The sequence below is a fragment of the Cryobacterium sp. MP_M3 genome (assembly GCF_015752155.1).
GTDB lineage: Bacteria > Actinomycetota > Actinomycetes > Actinomycetales > Microbacteriaceae > Cryobacterium.
Window position 1 is genome coordinate 143,855 of record NZ_JADOVI010000001.1, and the last position, 23,291, is coordinate 167,145.

General features: G+C 70.0%; 23 protein-coding genes and 1 tRNA gene. 14 read left to right on the forward strand and 10 right to left on the reverse strand.

What is annotated here, in order from left to right; genetic code table 11:
• The first annotated feature begins 33 nt into the window (after positions 1–33).
• Positions 34–1,098 (forward strand): c-type cytochrome biogenesis protein CcsB, encoded by a 1,065-nt coding sequence (ccsB, locus tag IWX89_RS00605; RefSeq protein WP_231382781.1) that lies wholly within the window; start codon positions 34–36, stop codon positions 1,096–1,098.
• 23 nt (positions 1,099–1,121) lie between these two features.
• Here ccsB and IWX89_RS00610 read toward each other — a convergent pair whose 3' ends face one another.
• The 4 genes from IWX89_RS00610 to IWX89_RS00625 form a co-directional block, all read right to left on the reverse strand.
• Positions 1,122–2,105: an o-succinylbenzoate synthase gene (locus IWX89_RS00610; protein ID WP_196901663.1), complete on the reverse strand. Its 984-nt coding sequence runs from the start codon at positions 2,103–2,105 to the stop codon at positions 1,122–1,124.
• Between the two features lie 29 nt (positions 2,106–2,134).
• Positions 2,135–2,398, reverse strand: coding sequence for a hypothetical protein (locus tag IWX89_RS00615; RefSeq protein WP_196901664.1), 264 nt, complete (start codon positions 2,396–2,398; stop codon positions 2,135–2,137).
• Positions 2,395–2,727: an ATP-dependent DNA ligase gene (locus tag IWX89_RS00620; protein ID WP_134509046.1), complete on the reverse strand. Its 333-nt coding sequence runs from the start codon at positions 2,725–2,727 to the stop codon at positions 2,395–2,397. Before IWX89_RS00620 ends, IWX89_RS00615 begins: the two co-directional genes overlap by 4 nt.
• Positions 2,728–2,814: 87 nt before the next feature.
• On the reverse strand, positions 2,815–3,819 hold the full coding sequence (locus IWX89_RS00625) for an RNA polymerase sigma factor RpoD/SigA (protein ID WP_196901665.1): 1,005 nt from the start codon (positions 3,817–3,819) through the stop codon (positions 2,815–2,817).
• Positions 3,820–4,172: 353 nt separating this feature from the next.
• On the opposite strand from IWX89_RS00625, the gene IWX89_RS00630 reads away from it, so the two are divergent.
• Genes IWX89_RS00630 through IWX89_RS00640 form a run of 3 tightly spaced genes read left to right on the forward strand, consistent with a single transcriptional unit; the run spans position 4,173 to position 7,336 of the window.
• The gene (locus tag IWX89_RS00630; RefSeq protein WP_134509050.1) at positions 4,173–5,084 is read left to right on the forward strand and encodes a 1,4-dihydroxy-2-naphthoyl-CoA synthase; all 912 of its coding nucleotides are present in this window, start codon (positions 4,173–4,175) and stop codon (positions 5,082–5,084) included.
• Positions 5,085–5,086: 2 nt separating this feature from the next.
• A complete protein-coding gene (locus IWX89_RS00635) occupies positions 5,087–6,274 on the forward strand; it encodes an AMP-binding protein (protein ID WP_307836298.1) in 1,188 nt (395 codons plus the stop codon).
• Positions 6,275–6,316: 42 nt separating this feature from the next.
• Positions 6,317–7,336, forward strand: a complete 1,020-nt coding sequence (locus tag IWX89_RS00640; RefSeq protein ID WP_196902087.1) for a 1,4-dihydroxy-2-naphthoate polyprenyltransferase — start codon at positions 6,317–6,319, stop codon at positions 7,334–7,336.
• On the opposite strand, the gene IWX89_RS00645 is transcribed toward IWX89_RS00640, so the two are convergent.
• Entirely contained in the window at positions 7,310–7,609 is a 300-nt protein-coding gene (locus IWX89_RS00645; protein ID WP_196901666.1) for a DUF4229 domain-containing protein, read from the reverse strand. The two genes, IWX89_RS00640 and IWX89_RS00645, sit on opposite strands and share 27 nt — an antisense overlap.
• Before the next feature lie 69 nt (positions 7,610–7,678).
• Between IWX89_RS00645 and IWX89_RS00650 the strand changes: the two genes are divergently transcribed.
• The 3 genes from IWX89_RS00650 (at position 7,679) to IWX89_RS00660 (ending at position 10,828) form a co-directional block, all read left to right on the forward strand.
• Positions 7,679–8,149: a PLDc N-terminal domain-containing protein gene (locus IWX89_RS00650; RefSeq protein WP_196901667.1), complete on the forward strand. Its 471-nt coding sequence runs from the start codon at positions 7,679–7,681 to the stop codon at positions 8,147–8,149.
• Positions 8,142–9,854 carry a 2-succinyl-5-enolpyruvyl-6-hydroxy-3-cyclohexene-1-carboxylic-acid synthase gene (gene menD, locus IWX89_RS00655; RefSeq protein WP_196901668.1) on the forward strand — a complete coding sequence of 571 codons (1,713 nt, stop codon included), beginning with the start codon at positions 8,142–8,144 and terminating at the stop codon, positions 9,852–9,854. The genes IWX89_RS00650 and menD overlap by 8 nt, the downstream gene beginning before the upstream one ends.
• A gap of 71 nt (positions 9,855–9,925) precedes the next feature.
• On the forward strand, positions 9,926–10,828 hold the full coding sequence (locus IWX89_RS00660; protein ID WP_196901669.1) for a polyphosphate kinase 2 family protein: 903 nt from the start codon (positions 9,926–9,928) through the stop codon (positions 10,826–10,828).
• Between the two features lie 153 nt (positions 10,829–10,981).
• Here IWX89_RS00660 and IWX89_RS00665 read toward each other — a convergent pair whose 3' ends face one another.
• Entirely contained in the window at positions 10,982–12,214 is a 1,233-nt protein-coding gene (locus IWX89_RS00665; protein WP_307836300.1) for an isochorismate synthase, read from the reverse strand.
• A 109-nt stretch (positions 12,215–12,323) separates the two neighbouring features.
• Here IWX89_RS00665 and IWX89_RS00670 point away from each other — a divergent pair, with 109 nt between their 5' ends.
• Genes IWX89_RS00670 through IWX89_RS00680 form a run of 3 tightly spaced genes read left to right on the forward strand, consistent with a single transcriptional unit; the run spans position 12,324 to position 15,536 of the window.
• Positions 12,324–13,019, forward strand: coding sequence for a class I SAM-dependent methyltransferase (locus tag IWX89_RS00670; protein ID WP_196902089.1), 696 nt, complete (start codon positions 12,324–12,326; stop codon positions 13,017–13,019).
• A gap of 32 nt (positions 13,020–13,051) precedes the next feature.
• Complete coding sequence (locus IWX89_RS00675; RefSeq protein ID WP_196901670.1) at positions 13,052–14,122, forward strand: polyprenyl synthetase family protein; 1,071 nt, start codon at positions 13,052–13,054, stop codon at positions 14,120–14,122.
• Between the two features lie 10 nt (positions 14,123–14,132).
• Positions 14,133–15,536 carry an FAD-dependent oxidoreductase gene (locus tag IWX89_RS00680; RefSeq protein ID WP_196901671.1) on the forward strand — a complete coding sequence of 468 codons (1,404 nt, stop codon included), beginning with the start codon at positions 14,133–14,135 and terminating at the stop codon, positions 15,534–15,536.
• A 10-nt stretch (positions 15,537–15,546) separates the two neighbouring features.
• On the opposite strand, the gene IWX89_RS00685 is transcribed toward IWX89_RS00680, so the two are convergent.
• The gene (locus IWX89_RS00685; RefSeq protein ID WP_196901672.1) at positions 15,547–16,035 is read right to left on the reverse strand and encodes a YajQ family cyclic di-GMP-binding protein; all 489 of its coding nucleotides are present in this window, start codon (positions 16,033–16,035) and stop codon (positions 15,547–15,549) included.
• An 81-nt stretch (positions 16,036–16,116) separates the two neighbouring features.
• Positions 16,117–17,133 (reverse strand): LacI family DNA-binding transcriptional regulator, encoded by a 1,017-nt coding sequence (locus tag IWX89_RS00690; protein WP_196901673.1) that lies wholly within the window; start codon positions 17,131–17,133, stop codon positions 16,117–16,119.
• 155 nt (positions 17,134–17,288) lie between these two features.
• Here IWX89_RS00690 and IWX89_RS00695 point away from each other — a divergent pair.
• The 3 genes from IWX89_RS00695 to IWX89_RS18895 all read left to right on the forward strand — a co-directional run bounded on the left by IWX89_RS00695 (position 17,289) and on the right by IWX89_RS18895 (position 19,885).
• Positions 17,289–17,370, forward strand: a tRNA-Tyr gene (locus IWX89_RS00695).
• Positions 17,371–17,402: 32 nt separating this feature from the next.
• Positions 17,403–18,236: an inositol monophosphatase family protein gene (locus tag IWX89_RS00700; protein WP_196901674.1), complete on the forward strand. Its 834-nt coding sequence runs from the start codon at positions 17,403–17,405 to the stop codon at positions 18,234–18,236.
• Between the two features lie 260 nt (positions 18,237–18,496).
• The gene (locus IWX89_RS18895; RefSeq protein WP_196901675.1) at positions 18,497–19,885 is read left to right on the forward strand and encodes a peptidoglycan DD-metalloendopeptidase family protein; all 1,389 of its coding nucleotides are present in this window, start codon (positions 18,497–18,499) and stop codon (positions 19,883–19,885) included.
• A 99-nt stretch (positions 19,886–19,984) separates the two neighbouring features.
• Here IWX89_RS18895 and IWX89_RS00710 read toward each other — a convergent pair whose 3' ends face one another.
• Positions 19,985–20,779 carry a GTP pyrophosphokinase family protein gene (locus IWX89_RS00710; RefSeq protein WP_374220473.1) on the reverse strand — a complete coding sequence of 265 codons (795 nt, stop codon included), beginning with the start codon at positions 20,777–20,779 and terminating at the stop codon, positions 19,985–19,987.
• Positions 20,780–21,125: 346 nt separating this feature from the next.
• Here IWX89_RS00710 and IWX89_RS00715 point away from each other — a divergent pair, with 346 nt between their 5' ends.
• A complete protein-coding gene (locus IWX89_RS00715) occupies positions 21,126–21,329 on the forward strand; it encodes a DUF559 domain-containing protein (RefSeq protein WP_196901676.1) in 204 nt (67 codons plus the stop codon).
• Between the two features lie 129 nt (positions 21,330–21,458).
• On the opposite strand, the gene IWX89_RS00720 is transcribed toward IWX89_RS00715, so the two are convergent.
• Positions 21,459–23,126: a glycoside hydrolase family 13 protein gene (locus tag IWX89_RS00720; RefSeq protein WP_231382736.1), complete on the reverse strand. Its 1,668-nt coding sequence runs from the start codon at positions 23,124–23,126 to the stop codon at positions 21,459–21,461.
• Between the last annotated feature and the right edge of the window lie 165 nt (positions 23,127–23,291).

Below are 23,291 nucleotides of genomic sequence, written 5' to 3' on the forward strand. Positions count from 1 at the left end.
AACGAGCTCTCGATCCTGAGCCTGTACTCGGCCATGGCGGTCTACGCCCTGGCGTTCATCGCCTTCTCCTTCGACCTGGCCAAGCGCTCAGCGGCGGTGAGCCAGGCCCAGGGCGACGCGCTTCGATCGGCAGGCCCGGAGTCCGCGCGCTCGGCCGGGGGGGCGGGTGGCACCGCCACCCTCACCCGGATCAGCGCGCGCATCGTCAACGACGCGTCGACGCCGTACGGGCGTTCGCCCAGCCTGCGCGTCGGAGTGTCCCTCACCGTGCTCGCCTGGCTGATCCACCTCGTCGCAGACGTGCTCCGGGGTCTCGCGGCCGGCCGGGTGCCGTGGGCGAACATGTACGAGTTCGCGATGACCGGCACCCTGCTGATCGTGACCGTGTTCCTCATCGTGCTCACCCGGGCCGACCTCCGCTTCCTCGGCACCTTCGTGACCGGCATGGTGCTCGTGCTGCTCGGCATCGCGGCCCTGCGCTTCTACGTCGAGGTCGCCCCGCTGCCGCCTGCGCTGCAGTCCGCCTGGCTCGTCATCCACGTGTTCGTCGCGTCGCTGGGCACCGGATTCTTCGCCCTCGGGTTCGCTCTCTCGGCCGTGCAACTGCTCCAGTTCCGGCGGGAAGCGGCGCTCGGTGCCGCGTCGTCGGTGCCGGCCGGGTCGGTGCCGGCCGGGTCGGTGCCGGCCGGGTCAGTGCCGGCCGGGTCGGTGCCGGCGGTCACCGTGCCGGATGGTGCGACGGCCCTGGCATGGAAGAACCCGCTCCGGTTCCTCGCCACCCTGCCCTCAGCGGCAACCCTGGAGAACCTGGCCTACCGGGTGAACATCATCGGCTTCATCCTCTGGACCTTCACCCTGATGGCCGGGTCGATCTGGGCCGAGAAGGCCTGGGGCCGGTACTGGGGCTGGGACACCAAGGAGGTCTGGACCTTCATCATCTGGACCATCTACGCCGGGTACATCCACGCCAGGGCGACCCGCGGCTGGCGCGGCTCCCGGTCGGCGTGGCTCGCGATCGTCGGGTTCAGCGCCGTGATGTTCAACTTCGGCATCGTCAACGTGTTCTTCAAGGGACTGCACGCCTACTCCGGCCTCTGACCCGTCGAATTCGACGAGGCAGGTCAGTCGGCGAGGAGGGCGTAGCAGCGTTCGAGGCGGGCCAGCCACCAGTCGCGCCGTTCGGCGGATGCCGCGTAGCGGTCGAGCAGGTCAGGGTCAGGGGTGCCCCGGCGCACCGGGATGCTGCCGCCGACCGGCAGGATCGGCTCCCGGGTGACGTCCGCCGCGAGCAGTGAGGCGGTGCCGAGACCGCAGTCGTAGTCGAGGCCCGGGATGGCGGCGGCAAGGTGCGCGCCCATCGCGATGCCGACCGAGGTTTCGAGGGCGCTCGAGACGACGACGGGCAGGCCCGCCTCCGCGACGAGGGCGAGGGCGACGTGGATCCCGCCGAGGGGCGCCGCCTTGATCACGAGGATGTCCGCCGAGCCGGTGGTCGCGACGAGCAGCGGGTCGTCGGCACGGCGTACGCTCTCGTCGGCGGCGACGGGGATTCCGAGGTAGTCGGCGGAGCGGCGGCGGATCTCGGCAAGCTCCTCGATGCTCGCGCACGGCTGTTCGACGTACTCGAGGTCGAACTCGCCGAGGGCGTTCAGGGCGTGCTCGGCCTCGTCCACGTTCCACAACCCGTTCGCGTCGACCCGGATGCGTCCCTCCGGCCCGAGAACGTCCCGCACGGCCCGCACCCGGGCAACATCGTCGGCGAGGGTCTGGCCGGGGGCCGCGACCTTCACCTTCGCGGTGCGGCAGCCGGGGAAACGGGCGAGCACGCCGGCCACTTCGGCCGCGTCGACGGCCGGCACGGTGGCGTTGACCGGGATGCGGTCGCGGAGCAGGGCCGGGGTCTTCTCCCAGCCGAAGTCGATGGCGGCGCGCAGCCAGACGGCGGCCTCGGCGTCGTCGTACTCGGCGAACGGGGAGAACTCGGTCCAGCCCTCCGGACCCTGCAGCAGCAGCGCCTCACGGCTGTCGATGCCGCGAAAACGCGTGACCAACGGCAACGCGACGACGCGGGCCGTTCCGAGCAGATCGTCCAGTGCAGGAAGCATGTTCCCAGTGTGCCAGCAGCGCGGGTGGGTCAGAGACCGTCCTGCCCGAACACCCCGTCCACGTCGAGATCGATGTCCGCGCCGTCCTCCGGCTTCACATTGAGCACGGCGAAGGGGATGCCGGGGGCGATGAGCAGGTAGGCGTCCTCGAACCGGCCGCCGCCGCTGTTCACCATCAGCCAGTATGGTTTGCCGGTCGTGATCGCCGCATCGATCTCGGCCTGGATCGAGTCGATCGAGCGGCCGGCGAGGGAGTACTGCTGGCCACCGTAGACGATGTCAACGCGGTTCATGAGTCATCCTTCACTGTCACGACGGCTGTGGCGCGGTGCGGCTCCGGGACCAGCTGCAGGCCGCCGGAGGAATTCGCGGTGAGCATCAGGGCTTCGATCCACTCCCGGTTGAGGCTGGGCGACCGGCCGCCGAAGTACTTGTAGGTCAGGGGGATGGCCGGGTGCAGCCAGATGGTGCTTCGGCCGTCCCCACCCTGGGGATCGTCGCGCCAGGTGAAATAGAAGCACTCGCCGCGACGCAGCTTCGCGCCGATGACGACCTGGATGTGGGCTAAGACCCGATCATCGAAGTCGGCCGACAACGTCGAGTTGTAGGTCAGCTTGCCCATCTCAAAACCCCCATTTTAGTGATTACAAGCGACAATACGCGCGAACTGTGGTATCGGCATACTCTCAGTTCGGGGGGAAGCCGGGCGTCAATCCCGGAGGTACCGTTCGAGACGAGGCACGTGCAGGAGAGCCAGGGCCCGCTTCTCGATCTGCCGCACGCGTTCCCGGGTGACACCCTGGATCACGGCGATCTGGTCGAGGGTGCGCGGCTCGTCCCCATCCAGGCCGAACCGGGCGATGAGGATGGCCCGTTCGCGCGGCGGCAGGGCATCCAGGTAGAAGCCGATGTCGGCCGCCCGGAGGGTGATGGTGGCGTATTCGTCGGGCTGGGGCAGATCGTCGTCGATGATCAGCTCGGAGATGTCCCCGATCCCGTCGCCCACCGGCGCGTGCAGCGAGATCGGCTCGTTGTCGTACTGGAGCAGCCGGGAGACATCCCTGGCCGGGATCTGCGCCGCGTCGGAGAGCTCACGCAGGGTCGGGTCGCGGTCGAGAGTGCTCGTCAGGTCACGCCGGATGCGCTTGATCTTGTTGAGCTTCTCCGCGGTGTGCACGGGGATGCGGATCATCCGGGACTTGTCGGCCATCCCACGGTGGATGGCCTGGCGGATCCACCAGGTGGCGTAGGTCGAGAACTTGTAGCCGGTCATGAAGTCGTACTTCTCCACCGCGCGAACCAGGCCGATGTTCCCGTCCTGCACGAGGTCCATGATCGGGACGCCCCGGCCGGAGTAGTGCTTGGCGATGCTCACCACCAGGCGGAGGTTCGCCTCGATGAAGTGGTTCTTCGCCCGGCCGCCGTCGTGGGCCAGCCAGGCCAGCTCGCGGGCATAGGCCGGATCCGACACTCCCCGGGTCAGCCGTTCGGCGGCGAACAGGCCCACCTCGATGCGGCGGGCGAGCTCGACCTCGTCGAGGGCGGTGAGCAGAGGGCCCTTCCCGATGCGGCGCAGGTAGTCGCCGAAAGCGTCCGTGGACGCCCGGCTGTACCGGGAGACGGAGGTGGAACCGGTTCCCCGGCTGGGCGAGGAGGCGGCCGGCGGCGCGGACTGCAGCGGGGCCGAAAGCGGTGTCTGGATCAGGGCGCTCATCAGCGCACCGCCCCGACGTGGGCAGATCGGGAAACGATCTCAATAGTGTCCACGAAACGGCGGTTTCCCTCAGCGCGGATCGCGTCACTCGCGTTCACATCGTTGTGGATTGCTGCCCCTGCGTCATATCCAGCCATGACTACCTCCGGGTAGATCTCGGGTGATCTCAGGTCATCAGTACACATGGTGAAAACCTGACGCTCAAGGGGGTTGACTTCTCGTCCCAGCAAGGAGTAATTGAGGTCTCCTCACGGCGTGTCGGCGCGGTGCACTCGGCCCTGATCTGCTATTCGGGTGTCGCGAGCGACCCCGTCGGAGGGCCGGCGCCGCCCCCGCCCGCGTAGGCTGGCGGGATGACCGAACAGGTGTCCGAAATCTTCGATCCGAGCCAATGGCGGGAGGTCGCCGGTTTCGACGGACTCACCGATGTGACCTATCACCACGACCTGACCGGGCAGATCGCCCGGGTGGCCTTCAACCGGCCGGAGGTGCGGAACGCGTTCCGCCCGCACACGGTCGACGAGCTTCACGCGGCGCTCGAGGACGCGCGGGTCAACCCGCGGATCGGCGTCGTGCTGCTCACCGGCAACGGGCCCAGTCCCAAGGACGGCGGCTGGGCGTTCTGCTCGGGCGGTGACCAGCGCATCCGCGGCCGCGACGGCTACAAGTACGCCGACGGCGAGACCGCCACCGGCATCGACAAGGCCCGCGGCGGCCGGTTGCACATCCTCGAGGTGCAGCGCCTGATCCGGTTCATGCCCAAGGTCGTCATCGCGGTCATCCCCGGTTGGGCGGCCGGCGGCGGTCACTCCCTGCACGTCGTCTGCGACCTCAGCATCGCCAGCGCCGAGCACGGCAAGTTCAAGCAGACGGATGCCGACGTCGGCTCCTTCGACGCCGGCTACGGCAGCGCCTACTTCGCCCGCCAGGTCGGTCAGAAGGCCGCGCGGGAGGTCTTCTTCCTTGCCCGCGAGTACTCCGCGCAGCGCGCCCTCGAGATGGGCGCCGTCAATGCCGTCGTGCCGCACGCCGAGCTCGAGACCGAGGCGCTGGACTGGGCGCGCACCATTCTGACCAAGTCGCCCACCGCCATCCGGATGCTCAAATTCGCCTTCAACGCCGTCGACGACGGACTCGTCGGCCAGCAGGTCTTCGCGGGGGAGGCCACCCGCCTCGCCTACGGCACAGACGAAGCCGTCGAGGGGCGCGACGCGTTCCTCGAGAAGCGCGACCCCGACTGGGGCCCCTACGACTGGCAGTTCTAGCGGTGACCCGTGAGCTCCGCACCGTTCCGGCAGGCGAGCCCCTCGACCTGATGGTGCTCCTGCGGGAGGCGCTCGCCGGCGCCGGCCCCGCCCTGCTCCCGGTGCCGGCCCTGCTCCCGGTGCCCGGGGTCGCCGGGGGGACCACAGTGCCGCGCCGGGTGGCCGTGGTGATCGAGACGTCCGGGTCGACGGATGTCCCCAAACGGGTGATGCTCGGCACCGACGCGCTGCTCAGCAGCGCGGCCGCCTCCACCGTGGCCCTCGGTGGTGCCGGCCAGTGGCTGCTCGCGCTCCCGGCGCACTACATCGCGGGCGTGCAGGTGCTCGTGCGGTCGATCGCGGCCCAGACCACCCCGGTGGTGCTTCCCGGCGGGCACTTCGACCTGGCGGCCTTCCAGGCCGGCGCGGAGCGGCTGGTCGAACCGCTGCGGTACACCTCCCTCGTGCCGGCCCAGCTGGCCCGGCTCGTGGCCGCGGCCGATGGCGACCGTCGCCTGCTCGGCGTGCTCCGCCGATTCACCGGAATCCTCGTCGGCGGGCAGGCCACCCCCGACGGCCTCCTCGCCCGCGCCGCGGACCTCGACCTGCGAGTGGTGCGCACCTACGGTTCGTCGGAGACGGCCGGCGGCTGCGTCTACGACGGGCTGCCGATCGGCGACACCCTGGTGCGCGCCGTCGACGGGCAGCTCGAGATCTCGGGGTCGGTGCTGGCCGAGGGCTACCTCGGCGACCCTGACCTGACCCGGGAACGCTTCAGGCAGGTGCGCGGGGTGCGCTGGTATCGCACCGGCGACCTGGGCGAGGTCGACCCGGCCACCGGTGTCGTGCGGGTGCTCGGGCGCCAGGACAACGTCATCATCTCGGGCGGCGAGAAGGTGTCCCTCGACGCCGTGGAGCGGGTCGTGCGCTCGCTTCCCGGCCTGGCCGACGCCGTGGCGGTCGCGGCGGACGATGACCGCTGGGGCCAGGTGCCGGTCGTCGTCGTCCCGTCCCCGGCGGACCCGGCAGCGCACCCTCCCCTGACGCCCGGCCCGGAGCCGCTCGACCGGGTGAGGGCCGCGACGGGGGCCGTGCTCGGTCCCGCGGCGCGGCCGGCGCGGCTCGTCGTCGTCGCCTCGATTCCGCTCCTCGCGTCCGGCAAGCCGGATCGCCAGGAGCTCGCGCGACTGGCCGGGGCCACCACGAAGTAGCATGAATGCGTGGCACAACCAGCGCGGCCGATCAGGCCCAAAATGCAGCGTTTGAACCCCTCGGCGTCCACCGGGGCACAGCCCGGTTCGGGCAGAACGGCCGGCTCCGGCAAGACGACCGGGAAATCGGGCAACCCCGCCAAGCGGAACGCCCCCCGGACCAGCGGGGCGGCTGCCGGCCGGCCCGCGACGGCCGGCGACTGGGTGTCCGGCGCGCGCCTCCGCACGCTTCCGCTGGCCATCGCGCCGGTGGCCCTCGGCACCGGGGCGGCCATCGTCGCCAGCGGACCGGGCACCTACCACTGGGTGCGGGCGCTGCTCGCGCTGATGGTGGCGCTTTCCCTGCAGATCGGCGTCAACTACGCCAATGACTATTCGGACGGCATCCGCGGCACCGACGCCAACCGCATCGGACCGGCCCGGCTGACCGGTGGCGGCGCGGCACGGCCGCGCGCGGTGCTGACCGTGGCCCTGGCCTTCTTCGCGCTCGCCGCGCTGGCCGGCCTCACCCTCGTCGTGCTGACCGGTCAGTGGTGGCTGCTGCTGGTCGGCGCCGCGGCCATCGTCGCCGCCTGGTTCTACACCGGCGGACGTCGTCCCTACGGCTACTTCGGCCTCGGCGAGCTCTTCGTGTTCGTGTTCTTCGGCCTCGTCGCCACGCTCGGCACCACGTTCGTGCAGGTGAGCACCGTCAACACGGAAAGCTGGCTGAGCGGGGTCGGCATCGGCCTGATCGCCTGCGCCGTGTTGATGGTGAACAACCTGCGCGACCTCGAACCCGACCGGGCCTCCGGAAAGCGCACCCTCGCGGTGCTGATTGGCGGCACGGCCTCGCGGGTCGTGTTCTGCGTCTTCCTGCTCGTGCCGTTCCTGATCGCCGGGTTCTTCGGGCTGTTCTACCCGCTGGCCTGGTTCACGTTCTTTGTGTTGTTCCTGGCTGTGCCCGCCGGCCTCATCGTCGTCACCGCGACCACGTCGAAGGAGCTCGTTCTCGCGCTGAAACTGACCAGCCTCGCGGCCCTGGCCTACGGCGTGTTACTCGCCCTGGCGTTCGCGCTGTAGCGCGTCACCCGCAGCGCGGTCGATCGCCGCGTCCTCGGACTCGGCGTCGGTGTGGGCCGTCTCTGCGACCGGGTGCCGGGCCTCGTACAGCCCGCGGGCGACCTGCTCGCGGGGCTTGCGCAGGAAGAGGTAGGACAGGCAGACGCCGATCAATGCCGCGACGAGGGCCGCGATCCACCAGGTGATCTGCAGTGCCAGCAGGATCGTGAGCGGAACGGCGAACAGGAGCACGCGGTAGACGGAGTAGGTCACCCAGGCGGGAACAGCTTTCATGGTTCCAGCTTAGGTCTCCGTCCCGCAGCTACACACCGATCTCTCGGCTGGGCGCTCTAGAATGACCAGATGGTCAAGGTGTGGATTGTCGTGGGGCTAGCGGTCGTCATCCTGACCGTCTATTCCCTGGTCGACTGTGCGACCACCGCCCACAATCGCGTGCGAGGACTGCCGCGCTGGGTGTGGATGTTCGTCATCTTCCTGGTCCCGGTCGTGGGCCCGCTGCTCTGGCTGATCGTGGGCCGCGGCCGCCGCGGCGCGGGCGTCACCCGGTCGATGGCCCCCGACGACGACCTCGATTTCCTCAAAGGCCTCGGCCGGCAGAAGACCGACGAGGAGCGCATCCGTGCCCTCGAACAGGAACTGGCCGACCTCGACAAGCCCGACCCGCGCACGGGCTCGACCGGCACCCCCGGGCCGGCCGGTTCGACCGGTTCGACCGGTACGACCGGTTCGACTGGTTCGACCGGTACGACGGGTTTCGACCCCAAACAGGCAGATCCGGGCGAGGGCGAACTGCCCGGCCGACGGGATGCCTGAGGCGTCAGGCAGCGGCAGCCCGGCCACCGATTTCAGCGTCGCGCTCCTCGGTGAGTTCCTGCGGCTCGGCGTGCGCGACGTCGTCCTCAGCCCCGGCGCCCGGTCGCAGGCGCTCGCCCTGGTCTGTGCCGAACTCGAGCGGCTCGACCTGATCCGGCTGCATGTGCGCATCGACGAGCGCGGCGCCGGCTTCCTGGCGCTCGGCCTGGCCGTCGAGTCCGGCCGCCCGGCCCTGGTCATCTGCACGTCCGGCACCGCCGTGGCCAACCTCCACCCCGCCGTGCTCGAGGCGCACCACTCCGGGGTGCCGATGATCCTGATCACGGCCGACCGGCCCGACGAGTTGCGCGGCATCCGTTCGAACCAGACCACGGTGCAGCCCGGGCTGTTCGGGCCGGCGACACGGCTCTGCGTGGACGTGCCGGCGCCGGCCGGGGGACCGGGGGAGGCGGCGGCTGCCGCGGCGCTGGCGGCACAGGCGACGGATGCGGCCACCGGCCGGGACTCCGCCGACCCGGGCCCGGTGCAGCTGAACCTCGCCTTCCGGGAACCGCTCTCGGCGCCGGTCGACCTGACGGAACACTTCCTTCCTGCCGTCGACTCGCCGGCCCCGGTGCGGCCGCGGCCCGAGCCCGCCCCCGCGGTGCGGGTGGCGGCCGGCCCGCGCACCGTGGTCATCGCCGGCACCGGTGCCACAGCGGCGGCCGAGGCCTTCGCCCGTTCCGGCGGCTGGCCGCTGCTCGCCGAGGTCAGCAGCGGGGCGCGCTTCGGCCCGAACCTGGTCGGCGCCTACCGTGAGCTGCTCCAGGCCGGCGAGTTCGGCGGCCGCGTGGAGCGGGCCGTCGTGTTCGGCCACCCCACGCTCAGCCGGGAGATCCCGGCGCTGCTCCAGAGGGACGACGTCGACACCATCGTCGTGGCGGCGACCGGCGCCGAATGGTTCAACCCCGGCCGACGGGTGCGGGTGTTCGCCCGGTCGGTCATCGCCGACGAGACGACCGTCGCGGCCGCCGGAACCCGCGAGGCCCGGGAATGGCTCGGCCGGTGGGTGATGACCAGCCGTCAGCTGCTCGACGGCTCACCCGACCTGGCCACGCCCCCGGTCGGCGAACGCGGGATGACCCGCGCCGAACTCGCCGCCCTCCGCGCCCCGGTCACCCGGCCGATGCTCGTCGACGCCGTGTGGCGCGCGTCCTGGCCCCACGACCGCCTCGTGCTCGGCGCCTCCCGACTGATCCGCGAGGCCGACCGGCTTGTCGGCGGCAAGAAGATCCCGGTGCACTCCAACCGCGGCCTCGCCGGGATCGACGGCACGGTGGCCACGGCCGTCGGCATCGCCCTGGCCAGCCAGTTCGGCCCGGAGCCGCGCCCGGCCGGGGTCACCCGGCTGCTGCTCGGCGACCTCGCGCTGCTGCACGACGCCGGTTCCCTCCTGCTCACGCCGGGCGAACCACGTCCTCGCCTGCAGGTCATCGTCGGCAATGACGGCGGCGGAACCATCTTCGACGGTCTCGAGGTTGCGGCATCCGCCCGCACGGAATCGGTCGCCCGGGTGCTCTTCACCCCGCAGCGCATGGACTTCGCGCAGCTCGCAGCCGCCTACGGCTGGGAGTACGGCCGCGCCGGCACGCGGAGCGAACTCGAGCAGGCCCTGACCATGCCGCCGCCCGGGCCGAGCCTCCTCGAGGTTCCGCTCGCCCGGTAGCCCGGGCACCAGGCCGGGGTGTGCTCTGGCGCGGCACCGGGCCGCTGCGCCAGAATGGCGTCCACCGGCGAATGATCGCCGGCACCGGCAAGGTGGACGAAAGGTGCACCGTGGGCGACCTCACGAAGAAGTTCTGGAACGACGACCCGATCTCGCTGCTCAGGGTGGGACCCGGTTTCCGGCTCGCCGAGGTCGACCCCGGCTCGACCCCGGGCTTCGACGGTGTGGACAAGCGGAACGCGGACGACGCGCTTGCCGAGGGGGTCGGCGTGCTGTCCACCCTGCAGGAGAAGCTGTTCGCGTGCGGCAAGTTCGGTGACACCCGACGGGTGCTGCTCGTGCTGCAGGCGATGGACACGGCGGGCAAGGGCGGGATCGTGCGGCATGTCGTCGGCTCGGTCGACCCGCAGGGCGTGCGGCTGTACGCGTTCAAGGCCCCGACCGAGGAGGAGCGGGCGCACGACTTCCTCTGGCGGGTGCGGAAACGCCTGCCGGACGCCGGCCTGATCGGGGTCTTCGACCGTTCGCACTACGAGGACGTGCTGATCGCCCGGGTGCGCCGGCTGGCGCCGTCGGCCGAACTCGAGGCCCGCTACGGCCAGATTGGGGAATTCGAGCAGCAGCTCGCCGACGAGGGAACCACGATCGTCAAGGTCATGCTCCAGATCGGCTCGGACGACCAGAAGGCCCGGCTGATGGAGCGACTCGACCGCCCGGACAAGCACTGGAAGTACAACCCGGGTGACGTCGACGAGCGGCTGCGCTGGGACGAGTACCAGGAGGCCTACCAGCTCGCCCTGGAACGCACGTCGACGCCGGCGGCCCCCTGGTTCGTCGTGCCGGCGGAGAAGAAATGGTACGCCCGCCTCGCCGTGCAGCACCTGCTCATCGACGCCCTCGAGCGGCTGCACCTCGACTGGCCGCCGGCCGCCTTCGACGTGGCCGCGGAGAAGGCCCGGCTGGCCGCCACCTGACCTCTCCTGCCCCGCCCGGCCCCGCGGGCCCCGCGTCGAGATCGCCCTTTTCGGTCGAAGCCGACTCGCGCACCGGTCGGTCTCGACCGGAACGGACGATCTGGGCGATCTGGGCGACCTGGGCGGGCGGGCGGTCGCGCGGGCGGGGTGGCGTCAGCCGAAGGCTTCGACGACCGGGCGGAACTTCATCCGGGTTTCGGCGAGTTCACGGTCGGGTTCGGAGTCCAGCACGATTCCGCAGCCGGCGTAGGCGGTGACGTCTCCGGCGGGAGTGACCTGCGCGCAGCGCAGCGCGATCGCCCATTCGCCGTCACCGTCGGCACCGACCCAGCCGACCGGCCCGGCGTACCGGCCCCGGTCGAACGGCTCCAACTCGCGGATCAGCGCGAGCGCCGTCTCCGTCGGCGTGCCGGCGACCGCTGCGGTCGGATGCATCGCCGCGATCAGGTCGAGGGAGTTCGACCCGTCGCTGAGGGTGCCCTCGACATCCGTCGCGAGGTGCCAGAGGTTGGGCAGTTTCACGGTGAACGGGATCTCGCTCGTGGTCAGGTGCGAGGTGTGCGGGCGCAGCGAGGCGAGCACGCTCTGCACGGCGAAGGCGTGCTCGTCGCCGTCCTTGGACGAGGTGGCCAGGTGCAGCGCGGCCTCGAGGTCGGATGCCGCGTCCGCCCCGCGGGACATCGTGCCGGCCAGCACCCGGGCATTGACCTCGCCGTGGTCGGCGCGGATCAGCGTTTCGGGGCTCGACCCGACGAGACCGTCGACCGCGTACGTCCAGCAGTCCGGGTAGCCGAGGGCGAGTTCGCTCACGGCCCGGCGCAGGTCGGATTCGGCGGGCAGGCGCCCGACGAGATCCCGGGCCAGGACGACCTTGTTGAGGTCGGCGGCGGCGATCCGTTCGACGGCCTCGCCCACCGCGGTGCGGTAGCCGTCGGCGGTCAGCGCGCCCGGCAGGAGCGAGATGCGGTACTCGTTGCCCAGCGGCCGCAGGGCGAGCGGGATCTCGGGCCGGGTGCCGCCGGTGGGCCAGATCCGGGTGACCCAGCACTGGTCGTCCTCGCGGCCGACGATGACCTGCGGCACGATCAGCACGCTGGTCTGGGCTGACGACGCGTCGAAGGCGAACGCCCCGAAGGCGAGCAGCCCGGTGCCGGTGCGGGAGAGCGGATCGGTCACGGTGGCCGCGGCGACCACGTCCCGCCAGGCTGCGGCGGCATCCGTCAATCGGGTCGGACCGGAGAACTCGAGCCGCAGGGCCGTGCCGATGCCGGCCAGACCCTGGTTGCGCCGCATCCAGAGCAGCGGCTCGTGGCTGTCGAGCAGAAGGATGAGTTGGCGGACGTCGGCGATAGGAGTGGTTTCGACCGTCAGGGCCTGCGCATTCACTCGCCCAGCCTATGCCAGCGGGGGTGGACGCCGGGCGTGTGCGCGGGCAATCTAGACTGAGGGAGTGAGCAGAGCAGACCTCAATAAGCAGCCCGAGCAGGTTGCTGCCATGTTCGACCAGGTCTCCACCCACTATGACCGCACCAATGCGGTCTTGTCGGTCGGGAACGCGGCCCTCTGGCGGATGGCGGCGACCCGGGCCGTGGCCCCGCAAGCGGGCGACCGGATCCTCGACATCGCCGCCGGCACCGGCACCTCCAGCGTGGCGCTGACCCGGACCGGTGCGCACGTCGTGGCCGCGGACTTCTCCGCCGGGATGATCAAGGTCGGCCGGGAACGCCACGCCGGCAACCCGCTGATCGAGTTCGTGCAGGCTGATGCCACCGCGCTGCCCTTCGCCGACAACGAGTTCGATGCCGTGACGATCTCCTTCGGGCTGCGGAACGTCGTCGAGCCGAAGAAGGCCATCGCCGAGTTCTACCGGGTGACCAAGCCCGGCGGGCGCATCGTGATCTGCGAGTTCTCCACCCCGCCGTTCACGCCTGTCCGCGCCGCCTACTTCGCCTATCTCAACCACGTCATGCCCCTGGTCGTGAAGCTGGCCTCCTCCAACGCGGAGGCGTACGACTACCTCGGCGAGTCGATCGCCGCCTGGCCGAACCAGGCCACTCTGAGCAGCTGGCTGCGGGATGCCGGCTACGAGGCTGTGGCGTACCGCAACCTGTCCCTGGGCATCGTGGCCCTGCATCGCGGCGTCAAGCCGGCGAACGCAGAAGACACGGCCGCCGCGGATACCACTTCCTGAGTCCTCCCAGTTCCGATCGATAGGCTGACCGAGTGAAACCGAGCGTGCCCCTGTTCCGCCGCGGCTCTTCCGTGACGAGCCAGCTCGGCCTCAGCGATCGCATTTTCTCGTCGAAAGGCGACCGCGGCCTCGCGGCCGGCATCGACGTCGGCCTCGAACAGGTCGAGGCGAGCCTGCTCAGCGAGGTCACCTTCGCCGACGGGGTCGCGAACGTCACCAGCCGATACCTCCTGAACGCGGGCGGCAAGCGCGTGCGCCCGATGCTCGCCCTGCTCACCGCCCACCTCGGCAGCGGCGTGCTCGACGAGGTGGTCACCGCAGCCACCGCGATCGAGATCACCCACCTGGCCTCGCTGTATCACGACGACGTGATGGACGACGCGCACCAGCGCCGCGGGGTGCCCAGCGCCCAGACCGTGTGGGGAAACTCCATTGCGATCCTCACCGGGGACCTCCTGTTCGCGCGGGCCAGCCAGTTGATGGCCCGGCTGGGAGAGCGGGCGATCCGCCTGCAGGCAGACACCTTCGAACGTCTCGTGCTCGGCCAGCTGCACGAGACAGTCGGGCCGCACGACGGTGAAGACCCGGTGGAGCACTACATCCAGGTTCTCGCCGACAAGACCGGCTCGCTGATCGCAGCCGCGGCCCAGGCCGGGGTCATCTTCTCGGACGCGTCCGACGACTACGAGCGCCCGGTGGTGCAGTTCGGCGAGAAGATCGGCGTCGCCTTCCAGCTCATCGACGACGTGCTCGACCTGTCCCCCCAGCCGGAGGAAACGGGCAAGTTCGCCGGCACCGACCTCCGCGCCGGCGTGGCGACCCTGCCGGTGCTCCGGCTCCGGGAACGCGCGCCAGGCGACGCGGGCGCGGCCGCACTGCTGGCCAGGCTCGAACGCGACGTGATGGCCCCCGGCGCCGCCGCCGGCGAGGCGGCGGACTCGGCCATCGCCGCCCTCCGCGAGCACGACGTCACCACCCAGACCCTCTCCGAGGCGCACGGCTGGGCGCGCGACGCCGTCGCCGCGCTCTCCCCGCTGCCCGACGGATCCGTGAAGAAGGCGCTCACGCGATTCGCGGACACGATCGTCGAGCGATCCAGTTAGAAAGGCTTCCATGACCAAGTTGCGATTGGCCATCGTCGGCGCGGGACCTGCCGGCATCTACGCCGCCGACATCCTGCTCAAGGCCGAACGGAATTTCGACGTGTCGATCGACCTGTTCGACCACCTCCCGGCACCCTACGGACTGGTGCGCTACGGCGTCGCACCCGACCACCCGCGGATCAAGGGCATCATCACCGCGCTGCGCGACGTGCTCGACCGCGGCGACATCCGGGTATTCGGAAACGTGCGGTTCGGCGTCGACATCACCATGGACGACCTGAAGACGCACTACAACGCGGTCATCTTCGCCACGGGCGCCGTGCGCGACGCCGACCTCAAGATCCCCGGGATCGAGCTGGAGGGCTCCTACGGGGCCGCCCGGTTCGTCAGCTGGTTCGACGGGCACCCCGATTATCCGCGCACCTGGCCGCTCGAGGCCAGGCAGGTCGCGGTCATCGGCAACGGGAACGTGGCCCTGGACGTGTCGCGCATGCTGGCCAAGCACGCGGACGACCTGCTGCCCACGGAGATCCCGGCCAACGTCTACGAGGGGCTCCAGGCGTCCGCCGTCACCGACGTGCACGTGTTCGGCCGGCGCGGCCCGACCTCGGTCAAGTTCACCCCGCTCGAACTGCGCGAACTCGGCGAACTGCCCGACGTGGACATCGTCGTCTACGACGAGGACTTCGACTACGACGACGCCGCGCGCGACGCCGTGGCCAGCAACAAGCAGGTCTTCGTCATCGACAAGGTGCTGAACAAGTGGCGCGAGCGCCCGGCCGGCACCGCCAGCCGCCGGCTGCACCTGCACTTCTTCGCCAAGCCGGTCGAACTCGTCGACGACGGCACGGGCCGGGTCGGCGCGATCCGGTACGAGCGCACCAAACCCGACGGGCACGGCGGCGTCGTCGGCACCGGCGAGATCCGCGAGCTCCCGGTTCAAGCCGTCTACCGCGCCGTCGGCTACTTCGGCTCCCCACTGCCCGGTGTGCCGTTCGACAAGAAGCGCGGCGTCATCCCCAACCGCGAGGGTCAGGTGCTCTGGAAGGGCGAACCGGACTCCGGATCGGCCAGCGCCAACCAGCAGCTCTACGGCGTCTACGCCACCGGCTGGATCAAGCGCGGCCCGGTCGGCCTGATCGGCCACACCAAGTCAGACGCGATGGAGACCGTGCGGCACCTGATCAACGACCTCGGCAACTGGTGGCACCCGGCCGAGCCCTCGGAGGAGAGCGTGCTGGCCATGCTCGACGAACGCGGGATCGAGTACACCAACCTCGACGGCTGGCACCGCCTCGACCAGCACGAGCTCGCGCTCGGCGCGGCCGAGGGACGCACCCGGATCAAGGTCGTCCCGCGCGAGGACATGATCGCGGTCTCCCGCCGCGAGCCGGCGAGCGTCCCGACCGAGTAACGCCGGCCGGCTAGCGGAAGTTCACGAACTGCAGCGCGACCTCGAGGTCCTTGCCCTTGAGCAGGGCCATCGTGGCCTGCAGGTCGTCGCGGCTCTTCGAGCTGACGCGCAGTTCGTCGCCCTGGATCTGGCTCTTGACGCCCTTGGGGCCCTCGTCGCGGATGATCTTGTTGATCTTCTTCGCGTTCTCCTGGTCGATGCCGGCCTTCATCGAGGCCTCGATCCGGAACTCCTTGCCGGAGGCGAAGGGTTCGCCGGCGTCCAGGCTGCGCAGGGAGATGCCGCGCTTGATCAGCTTCGATTCGAACACCTCGAGGATCGCCTTGACGCGCTCCTCGGAGTTGGCCTTCATGAGCACCTTCTCGCCACTCATCTCGATCGAGGCGCCGACGTTCTTGAAGTCGTAGCGCTGGGCGACTTCCTTGTGGGCCTGGTTGAGGGCGTTGTCGACCTCCATCGGGTCGACCTTGCTGACGATGTCGAACGTTGAGTCTGCCATGCCTGCAATGTTATCGAGTGGGACGCTCCATCACGACAGCCGGGTGTCGCCCGGCGGCGGAGATCGGCCGCCCGGGCCGGCTCAGCGGGGCGTCTGAGCGGTGCTCGAGCGCACGATGAGCTCGAACGGCATCGGCGTGTTCAGTCTCGGCGTGAGGTGCTTGCCCGGGCTGAGCTGGTCGAGCAGGATCTCGACCGCCTTCGCGCCCTGGCCCTGGGGGAACTGGGCGATCGTGCTCAGCCCGAAGAAGTCGGCCAGCTCGTGGTCGTCCACGCCGATCACGGAGACGTCCCGCGGCACGACCAGGCCGAGGTCCCTGGCCGCCAGGATGGCACCGATCGCCATCTCGTCGGAGGCGGCGAAGATGGCGGTCGGGCGGTCGTGGGGGTTGCCGAGGAGCTGCTTCGCCGCCTGGTAGCCGCCGCGCATCGTGAAGTCGGCCGTCATGAACAGTTCGGCGGCCGGGGTGATCCCGGCCGCGTCGAGGGCGTTCTCGTAGCCGACCCTCCGGTTCGTCGGCAGGTGGAAGTCCAGGTCGAGGTCCTTGTTGCCGCCGATGTGCGCGATCCGGGTGTGCCCGAGCGCCAGGAGATGCTCGGTGGCCAGCCGGGCGACGGCGACGTCGTCGATGGTGAGGGTGCGCACTCCCTCGATCGGGCCGCCGACGCCGACGAGGGGCTTGCCGAGCGCATGCAGGCTGGTCACCTCGGTCGCCGTCAGCTCGAGCGAAATGGCGATCACGGCATCCACTCGCTGGCGAAGCAGGAAATGGTCGAACACGCTGCGTCGCTCGGCGCCGCCGCCGGTGAGGCTGTACAGGGTGAGGTCATAGCCGTTCTTCAACAGGGACTTCTGGGCGCCCTCGACCACACTGGAGAAGAACCAGCGGTCGAGGAACGGAACGACGACGCCGATGTTCTTCATCCGCCCGGAGGCCAGGCTCGACGCCGTCGACGAGACGACGTAGCCCAGCTCGTCGGCCGCCGCCTCCACCTTCAGTCGGGTGGCGGGGGAGACGTGGCCGTTGCCGCTCAGGGCGCGCGAAACCGTGGCGGTGGAGACGCCCGCGTGACGGGCGACCTCGTCGATGCCGACCATACGGTTCCTAACGGCGGTGAATTTGAGCCTTCTTCGATCATATCGACCGGCGGATGCGCGCCGATCCCGGGCCTTGATTTCTCACTGGGACCAAAACCCTTGTATTCTGTCTGAGCGTCTCCGGTCACGTGTTCACATATGGTCGGGTGCGTATTGGCAAGTTACCCAAGTGGCCAAAGGGATCTGACTGTAAATCAGCCGTCTTAGACTTCGGGGGTTCGAATCCCTCACTTGCCACTCACTCTTTGCGTGTCCCGTAGCCTTGCAGCATGACTGCTCCCGCTTCGACCGAGCTGCTCCGCCTCGCCCAGGAGATCGCCCTCGAAGCGGGCGAGCTCGCCCTGACCCGGCGGGCCGAGGGTGTTCACGTTGCGGCGTCCAAGTCCTCGCCCGAGGACGTGGTCACGGATGCCGACCGCGAGACCGAGGCGCTTATCCGCCGCCGCCTGGCCGACGCCCGTCCCCACGACGGCTTCTTCGGCGAGGAATCCGCCGCCACCGGTGGCACCTCCGGGCTGACCTGGGTGGTCGACCCGATCGACGGAACCGTCAACTACCTTTACGGGATCCCGGCCTGGGGTGTCAGCATCGCCGTCGTCGAGGGTGACCCCGACCCGGCGACCTGGACGACCCTGGCCGGCGCGGTGCGGAATCCCGCCGCCGGCGAACTCTTCACCGCCGCCGCCGGGCACGGCTCATTCCTCGGCAAGCGCAGACTCCAGGTTCCCTCCGGCGTGCCCTTGTCCCTCGCCCTGCTCGGCACCGGGTTCTCCTACCAGGCGGCACGCCGGGAGCGGCAGGCCGACGTCGTGCGCGGCCTGGTCGGCCAGGTTCGGGACATCCGCCGGATCGGTTCCGCCGCCCTCGACCTGTGTTCGGTGGCCGCCGGCCGGTTGAACCTCTACTACGAGCGCGGCCTGAAGCCGTGGGACCAGGCGGCAGGCGCCCTGATCGCGCGCGAGGCCGGGGCCCGGGTCGGCGCGTTCGGCGACGACCGGGAAGGGATCGAGCTGCTGATTGCGGGCGCTCCCGACCTCTACGAGGTGTTCGCGCCGCTATTGTCCGATCTTTTCGACCGCCACATGGATGAGGGCGGTCGGTAGGGCCGCCACGCCGGGCGCATCCGCGGAAAACCGGGCGAGTCACCGGCCGGCACGCCCAGTCAGGAGCCTCCGTCGGGAGGCCCGGATACCCCCGTTTTCGGGTGTCATTCGGCCCCGCGGAATGGGAAATCGGGGCTTCCCGGGTTACCCTGTAGTGATTCGTTACTTTGGCACTGGCCAAGACGACCACTCTGGCTCCCTGTCCAACACCCGAAAGAACCTCTCCTTTGCCCTCTCACTCCCCTTCATCGGCTGCCTCTGTGCCCGATGCGAGTGACCCGGCAGGACAGCCTTCCGCAGGAGCATCCCTGACCCGTCGCGAGCTGCGCGAGCGCGAGCGTGCTGCGCGCGCACCCGTGGAGGTCGCCGACGCGCGCCACACGAGCCGCCACGACTCGGGCGTCGTCGCAACGCCTGGGGCTGCTGAGCCGGTCGCCGCGGCATCCGTCGAGACCGCACCGATCGAGGCGGCCGCGTTCGAGCCGGCATCGCCCGAAGCCGCCCTGCTTGAGCCCGCCCTGCTTGAGCCCGCGCCGGTGTTCATGCCCCTCGCCGAGGCCCTCGCCGACGCGGACCTGCGTCTGCCCGAGCTCGACCTGGTCACGATTGCCGACACGGACCGGCTCGTCGCCGCCCCGGCGGCCTCCCAGGCTCCGGTCTCCGACCTGGAGCAGCTCCAGACGGACGTCTCGCCGGTCACGACCTCGACCCCGATCCAATTCCCCACCCGGGCCCAGGCCCGCGCCCGGCAGGCCGCCTCGCGCTCCGGTCAGACCGCCTCCCGGCCCGCCGCTTCTCTTCCCGAGGCGCCGCGGCCCGCCGCGTCGCTGCCCGAGGCATCGGCGCGCGTTGTGGGCATCACGGAAGCCCCTCGACTCCGGGCGTCCGCAACACCGCCCGCGGCCCCCCGGACGACCAAACCGGCCAACGGACTCGCCCGGCGGCTCGCGACGACCGGCGTGACAGTCGTGGCGATGGCGTTCGTCGCCCTGATGGCCGTCTCCACCTCCCTGCCGGCCGAGGCGCTGCTCTCCTCCGCCGATGTGCAGGCCGCGGCCCACGCCTCACTGCAGAAGACCAACACCGAGCCGGCCCAGACGCTCACGATGAGCGGCGGCACCGACGTCATCTCCGTTCAGCGTGACGGCTACGAGTCGAAGACCATCGCCGAGGTCGCCGCGGCCAGCGGCATCCGGATGGAAGCCACGTTCACCAACAACCCGAACGGCACGATCCAGTGGCCGTTCGCCGTCGGCGTGCACATCGGGGACCAGTTCGGTTTCCGCGACTGCGCCGGCTGCTCGTCCAACCACGGCGGCCAGGACTTCAACCCGGGCATCGGCGCCCCGATCCAGTCGATCGCCGACGGCGTCGTGAGCTTCACCGAAGACGGCGAAGGCAGCCTCGGCGTGCACATGATCATCGACCACATGATCGACGGCAAGCTTGTCTCCAGCGTCTACGCCCACATGATCCACGGCTCGATGCTGTTCAAGACGGGCGACGTCATCAAGGTCGGACAGGTCATCGGCAAGGTCGGGAACACCGGGATGTCGACCGGGCCGCACCTGCACTTCGAAATCCGCCTCGGCGGCAAGGACGGCACCAAGGTCGACCCGCTCGTCTGGCTCCGCGCCAACACGAACTAGCGGCTTCCTCAGCTCCGGCCGCCACGGCTTGGCATTCCTCGGCTTGGCCCGTCACGGCTGAGCCGCACCGGCTCCGGCTGGCGCGGCTCGCCCGTCGGCTCAGGCGCGGTCGCGTTCGGTCAGCTCATCATGCATGCGGGAACGGCTGAGGGCACTCAAAAAGCCCTCAGGCAGCGCGTACTGCGACAGCCCGGCGATGCTGAGGATGTCAGTCTCCGCCCGGTCGTCGGGCTCGAGGGCGACGACCTGGTCGTGCAGGCGTTCCATCTTCACGTCGAGGCGATTGGCGACATCCGCCGCCTGTTTCAGGTCGCGCACGAGGTCGACCGGCACCTCGCCCTGGTACTTGTAGAAGATCTTGTGTTCGAGGCTGGCCCAGAAGTCCATCGCGACGGTGCGGATCTGGATCTCGACCGTGACCGGTTCGACCCGGTCCGACATGAAGACCGGGATCGCGGCGATGAGGTGCAGGCTCTTGTACCCGTTGGGCTTCGGCGCCGCGATGTAGTCCTTGACGTCGAGCACGGTGATGTCCTGTTGGCTCGTGAGCATGTCCAGGATGCGGTACGTGTCGGAGATGAAGCTGCAGGTGATCCGGATGCCGGCGATGTCCTGGATCTGGGCGCGGATGTCATCGAGCACGAGCGGGCAGCCCTTGCGGACGGCCTTCTTCAGGATGCCCTCCGGCGACTTGAGTCGGAAGTTCACGTGCTCGATCGGGCTGTAGTCGTGGATCGCGCTGAACTCTTCCTTGAGGATGTTGATCTTGGTCATCATCTCGTCGGTCGCGAACTTGTACGACATCATGAATCGGGTGAGCTCGGTCTTCAGCTCCCGACGCTCGGCGACGCTCCCGGCGGTGTCGAACCCCTTGTCGATGCCTCTGACGGCCACGGTCACTCCTCCTGGGCGCTCAACTTGCCGGCGCCGCAGGTCGATTCTCCCACTCGGGGTTGCGGGTGGGCTGGTAGGGCGCGAATGCAGGATGCCGCGGCCGGGCGGGGCGCCGGGGGCCTCGTTCCTGGTCGGCGTCCTGCAGACCGGCCCGCAGCTGAAGAGTGCACAGATTCCGGGGCCGGAGCGCTGCGGGTGCCGGCACGCGGCATCCTGAGGCGATGACGGAGGCCGCGGCAGCGATCACCCGGCGCGGCGGGGTCGCGAACTACCGGCAGTTGGAGTCCGCGGGGGTGCCCCGGTCTTAGGTGGTCCTCGCGTGCCGCTCAGGGAGCGTCTGGATGGTGTGCAACGGCTGGTTCGCGGTACCGGGGAGGAGGACCGTCGCCGGGACTTCGCGCTCGTCCAGCAGGGCTACCTTGTGCTGAGAATCACCTATCGGATGATCATGCGGGACTGGCAGCGGGTAATGGACGGCATCCTGGCCCTCGTCCGCCGCGATGAGCACCGCTGGCGTGCCGGCAGGGTCAGGCCGACCCCCGGCAGGTGAATGCAGGATGCGGGGGCCGGGCGAGGCCGGGCGGGGCCTCTCCCGGGGTGGCATCCTGCATTCGCGAGCGGACATCGGCGCCAGCGGGCTGTCCCGTTGCCACGGCTGCCGCGGCTGCCGTGGCGGAGCCTAGGCGCGCAGCCAGGCCGTGCTGTCCCCGGGCAGGATGCGTCCGGCGAGCGGCTCACTGGCGAGCAGCAGGTCCCCGGCAGGCAGCTCGATCGGCTCGGTGCCCGTGTTCGCGACGACCACGACGGCGCCGTTCCGGAAGTGCACGATCGGGTCGCCGAACCCGCCCCGCCACTCCACCGAGCCCAGGCCGAGGGCGTGCTCCCGGCGCAGGCGCAGTGCGAGCTTGTACAGTTCGAGGGTCGACCCGGCGACGCCGTCCTGGGCGTCGCGGGCGAGCGTGCCCCACTCCTCGGGCTGCGGCAGCCAGCTGGCCGAGGTCGGGCCGAAACCGTAGGAGGGCGCTGAGCCCTCCCAGGGCAGGGGCACGCGGCATCCGTCGCGGCCGTATCGTTCGCCGTTGGTGCGGAACCAGGTCGGGTCCTCGCGGGAGGCGTCCGGCAGGTCGATGACCTCGGGCAGCCCGAGTTCCTCGCCCTGGTAGAGGTAGCTGGAGCCCGGCAGGGCGAGCATCAGGGCGGTGGCGGCGCGGGCGCGCTGCAGGCCCACCACGGGGTCGGGCAGGCCGGCCGTCTTCGGGCCGATGCCGTGGCCCTGCAGGTTCTCCGCGGTGAGGGCCAGGCGGGAGGCGTGGCGCACGACATCATGGTTGGACAACACCCAGGTGCTCGGGGCGCCGACGGCGCTGAACGCCTCGAGGGAGTCGTCGACCACCCGGCGCAGGGCCGGGCCGCTCCACGGCGTCTCGAGGTAGGCGAAGTTGAAGGCCTGGTGCATCTCGTCGGGGCGCACCCATTCGGCGACACGGCGGAGCGGGTCGACCCACGCCTCGGCGGCAAGGATGCGCTGGCCGGGGTACTCGTCGAGCACAAGGCGCCAGTCCCGGTAGATCTCGTGCACGCCGCCCTGCGACCAGTACGGCGCCGTCTCGGCCCACTCGGCGATGATGCCCGGCTCGAGCGCCGAGGCGCCGCCCATGCTGCCGCCCTCGACGGGAGCGGTGTAGTCGGGCAGCCCGGCCGCCTTGATCATGCCGTGGGCGACATCCACCCGGAAGCCGTCGGCGCCGCGGTCGAGCCAGAACCGGAGCACGTCGCGGAACTGCGCCCGCACCCACTCGTTGTCCCAGTCGAAGTCGGGCTGGGTGGTGTCGAAGAGGTGCAGGTACCACTGGCCGGGCGTGCCGTCGGGGTTCGTGACGCGGGTCCAGGCGTTGCCTCCGAAGACGGATTCCCAGTTGTTCGGCGGAAGCTCGCCGTGCTCGCCCTTGCCCTCGCGGAAGATGTAGTGCGCCCGCTCGGCGCTGTCCTCCGGGGCGGCGAGTGCGGCCTGGAACCACGGGTGCTCGCTCGAGGAGTGGTTGGGCACCAGGTCGACGATCACCCGGATGGCCAGCGCGTGGGCGGTGCGCACCAGGGTGTCGAAGTCGGCGAGGGAGCCGAAGATCGGGTCGACGTCGCAATAGTCGGCCACGTCGTAGCCGGCGTCGTGCTGGGGCGAGGTGTAGAACGGGGACAGCCAGATGGCGTCGATCCCGAGGTCGCGGAGGGCCGGGAGTCGCCCGGTGATGCCGGCCAGATCACCCATCCCGTCACCGTTGGCGTCCGCGAAGGAACGGGGATAGATCTGGTAGATAACTGCGGTTCGCCACCACTCAGTGCCTGTCATGAAAGAAAACCTTACGGCATTCCCCACAACATGGAAGCGCTTGCATGGCATTCCCGTTAAACGAACCAAACAAAAAGTTCGTGGCCTCAAGCTCTTGAGTTGTCAATCGATCTGCGAGAAGCTATACATGTAAACGCTTGCACAATTGTCAATGTCCTTACGAAA

Excerpts from the sequence above, each read along its gene's own strand:
- ccsB (WP_231382781.1), top strand. The coding sequence starts at position 34 with ATGGCGGTCTACGCCCTGGCGTTCATCGCCTTCTCCTTCGACCTGGCC.
- IWX89_RS00690 (WP_196901673.1), bottom strand. The coding sequence starts at position 17,133 with ATGGTCGGCATCGACGAGGTCGCCCGTCACGCGGGCGTCTCCACCGCC.
- IWX89_RS00685 (WP_196901672.1), bottom strand. The coding sequence starts at position 16,035 with ATGGCAGACTCAACGTTCGACATCGTCAGCAAGGTCGACCCGATGGAG.
- menD (WP_196901668.1), top strand. The coding sequence starts at position 8,142 with ATGCCTGAGGCGTCAGGCAGCGGCAGCCCGGCCACCGATTTCAGCGTC.
- IWX89_RS00610 (WP_196901663.1), bottom strand. The coding sequence starts at position 2,105 with ATGCTTCCTGCACTGGACGATCTGCTCGGAACGGCCCGCGTCGTCGCG.
- IWX89_RS00630 (WP_134509050.1), top strand. The coding sequence starts at position 4,173 with ATGACCGAACAGGTGTCCGAAATCTTCGATCCGAGCCAATGGCGGGAG.
- IWX89_RS00620 (WP_134509046.1), bottom strand. The coding sequence starts at position 2,727 with ATGGGCAAGCTGACCTACAACTCGACGTTGTCGGCCGACTTCGATGAT.
- IWX89_RS00670 (WP_196902089.1), top strand. The coding sequence starts at position 12,324 with ATGTTCGACCAGGTCTCCACCCACTATGACCGCACCAATGCGGTCTTG.
- IWX89_RS00645 (WP_196901666.1), bottom strand. The coding sequence starts at position 7,609 with ATGAAAGCTGTTCCCGCCTGGGTGACCTACTCCGTCTACCGCGTGCTC.
- IWX89_RS00625 (WP_196901665.1), bottom strand. The coding sequence starts at position 3,819 with ATGAGCGCCCTGATCCAGACACCGCTTTCGGCCCCGCTGCAGTCCGCG.
- IWX89_RS00640 (WP_196902087.1), top strand. The coding sequence starts at position 6,317 with ATGCAGCGTTTGAACCCCTCGGCGTCCACCGGGGCACAGCCCGGTTCG.
- IWX89_RS00680 (WP_196901671.1), top strand. The coding sequence starts at position 14,133 with ATGACCAAGTTGCGATTGGCCATCGTCGGCGCGGGACCTGCCGGCATC.
- IWX89_RS00700 (WP_196901674.1), top strand. The coding sequence starts at position 17,403 with ATGACTGCTCCCGCTTCGACCGAGCTGCTCCGCCTCGCCCAGGAGATC.
- IWX89_RS00720 (WP_231382736.1), bottom strand. The coding sequence starts at position 23,126 with ATGACAGGCACTGAGTGGTGGCGAACCGCAGTTATCTACCAGATCTAT.
- IWX89_RS00660 (WP_196901669.1), top strand. The coding sequence starts at position 9,926 with ATGATCGCCGGCACCGGCAAGGTGGACGAAAGGTGCACCGTGGGCGAC.
- IWX89_RS00650 (WP_196901667.1), top strand. The coding sequence starts at position 7,679 with ATGGTCAAGGTGTGGATTGTCGTGGGGCTAGCGGTCGTCATCCTGACC.
- IWX89_RS00615 (WP_196901664.1), bottom strand. The coding sequence starts at position 2,398 with ATGAACCGCGTTGACATCGTCTACGGTGGCCAGCAGTACTCCCTCGCC.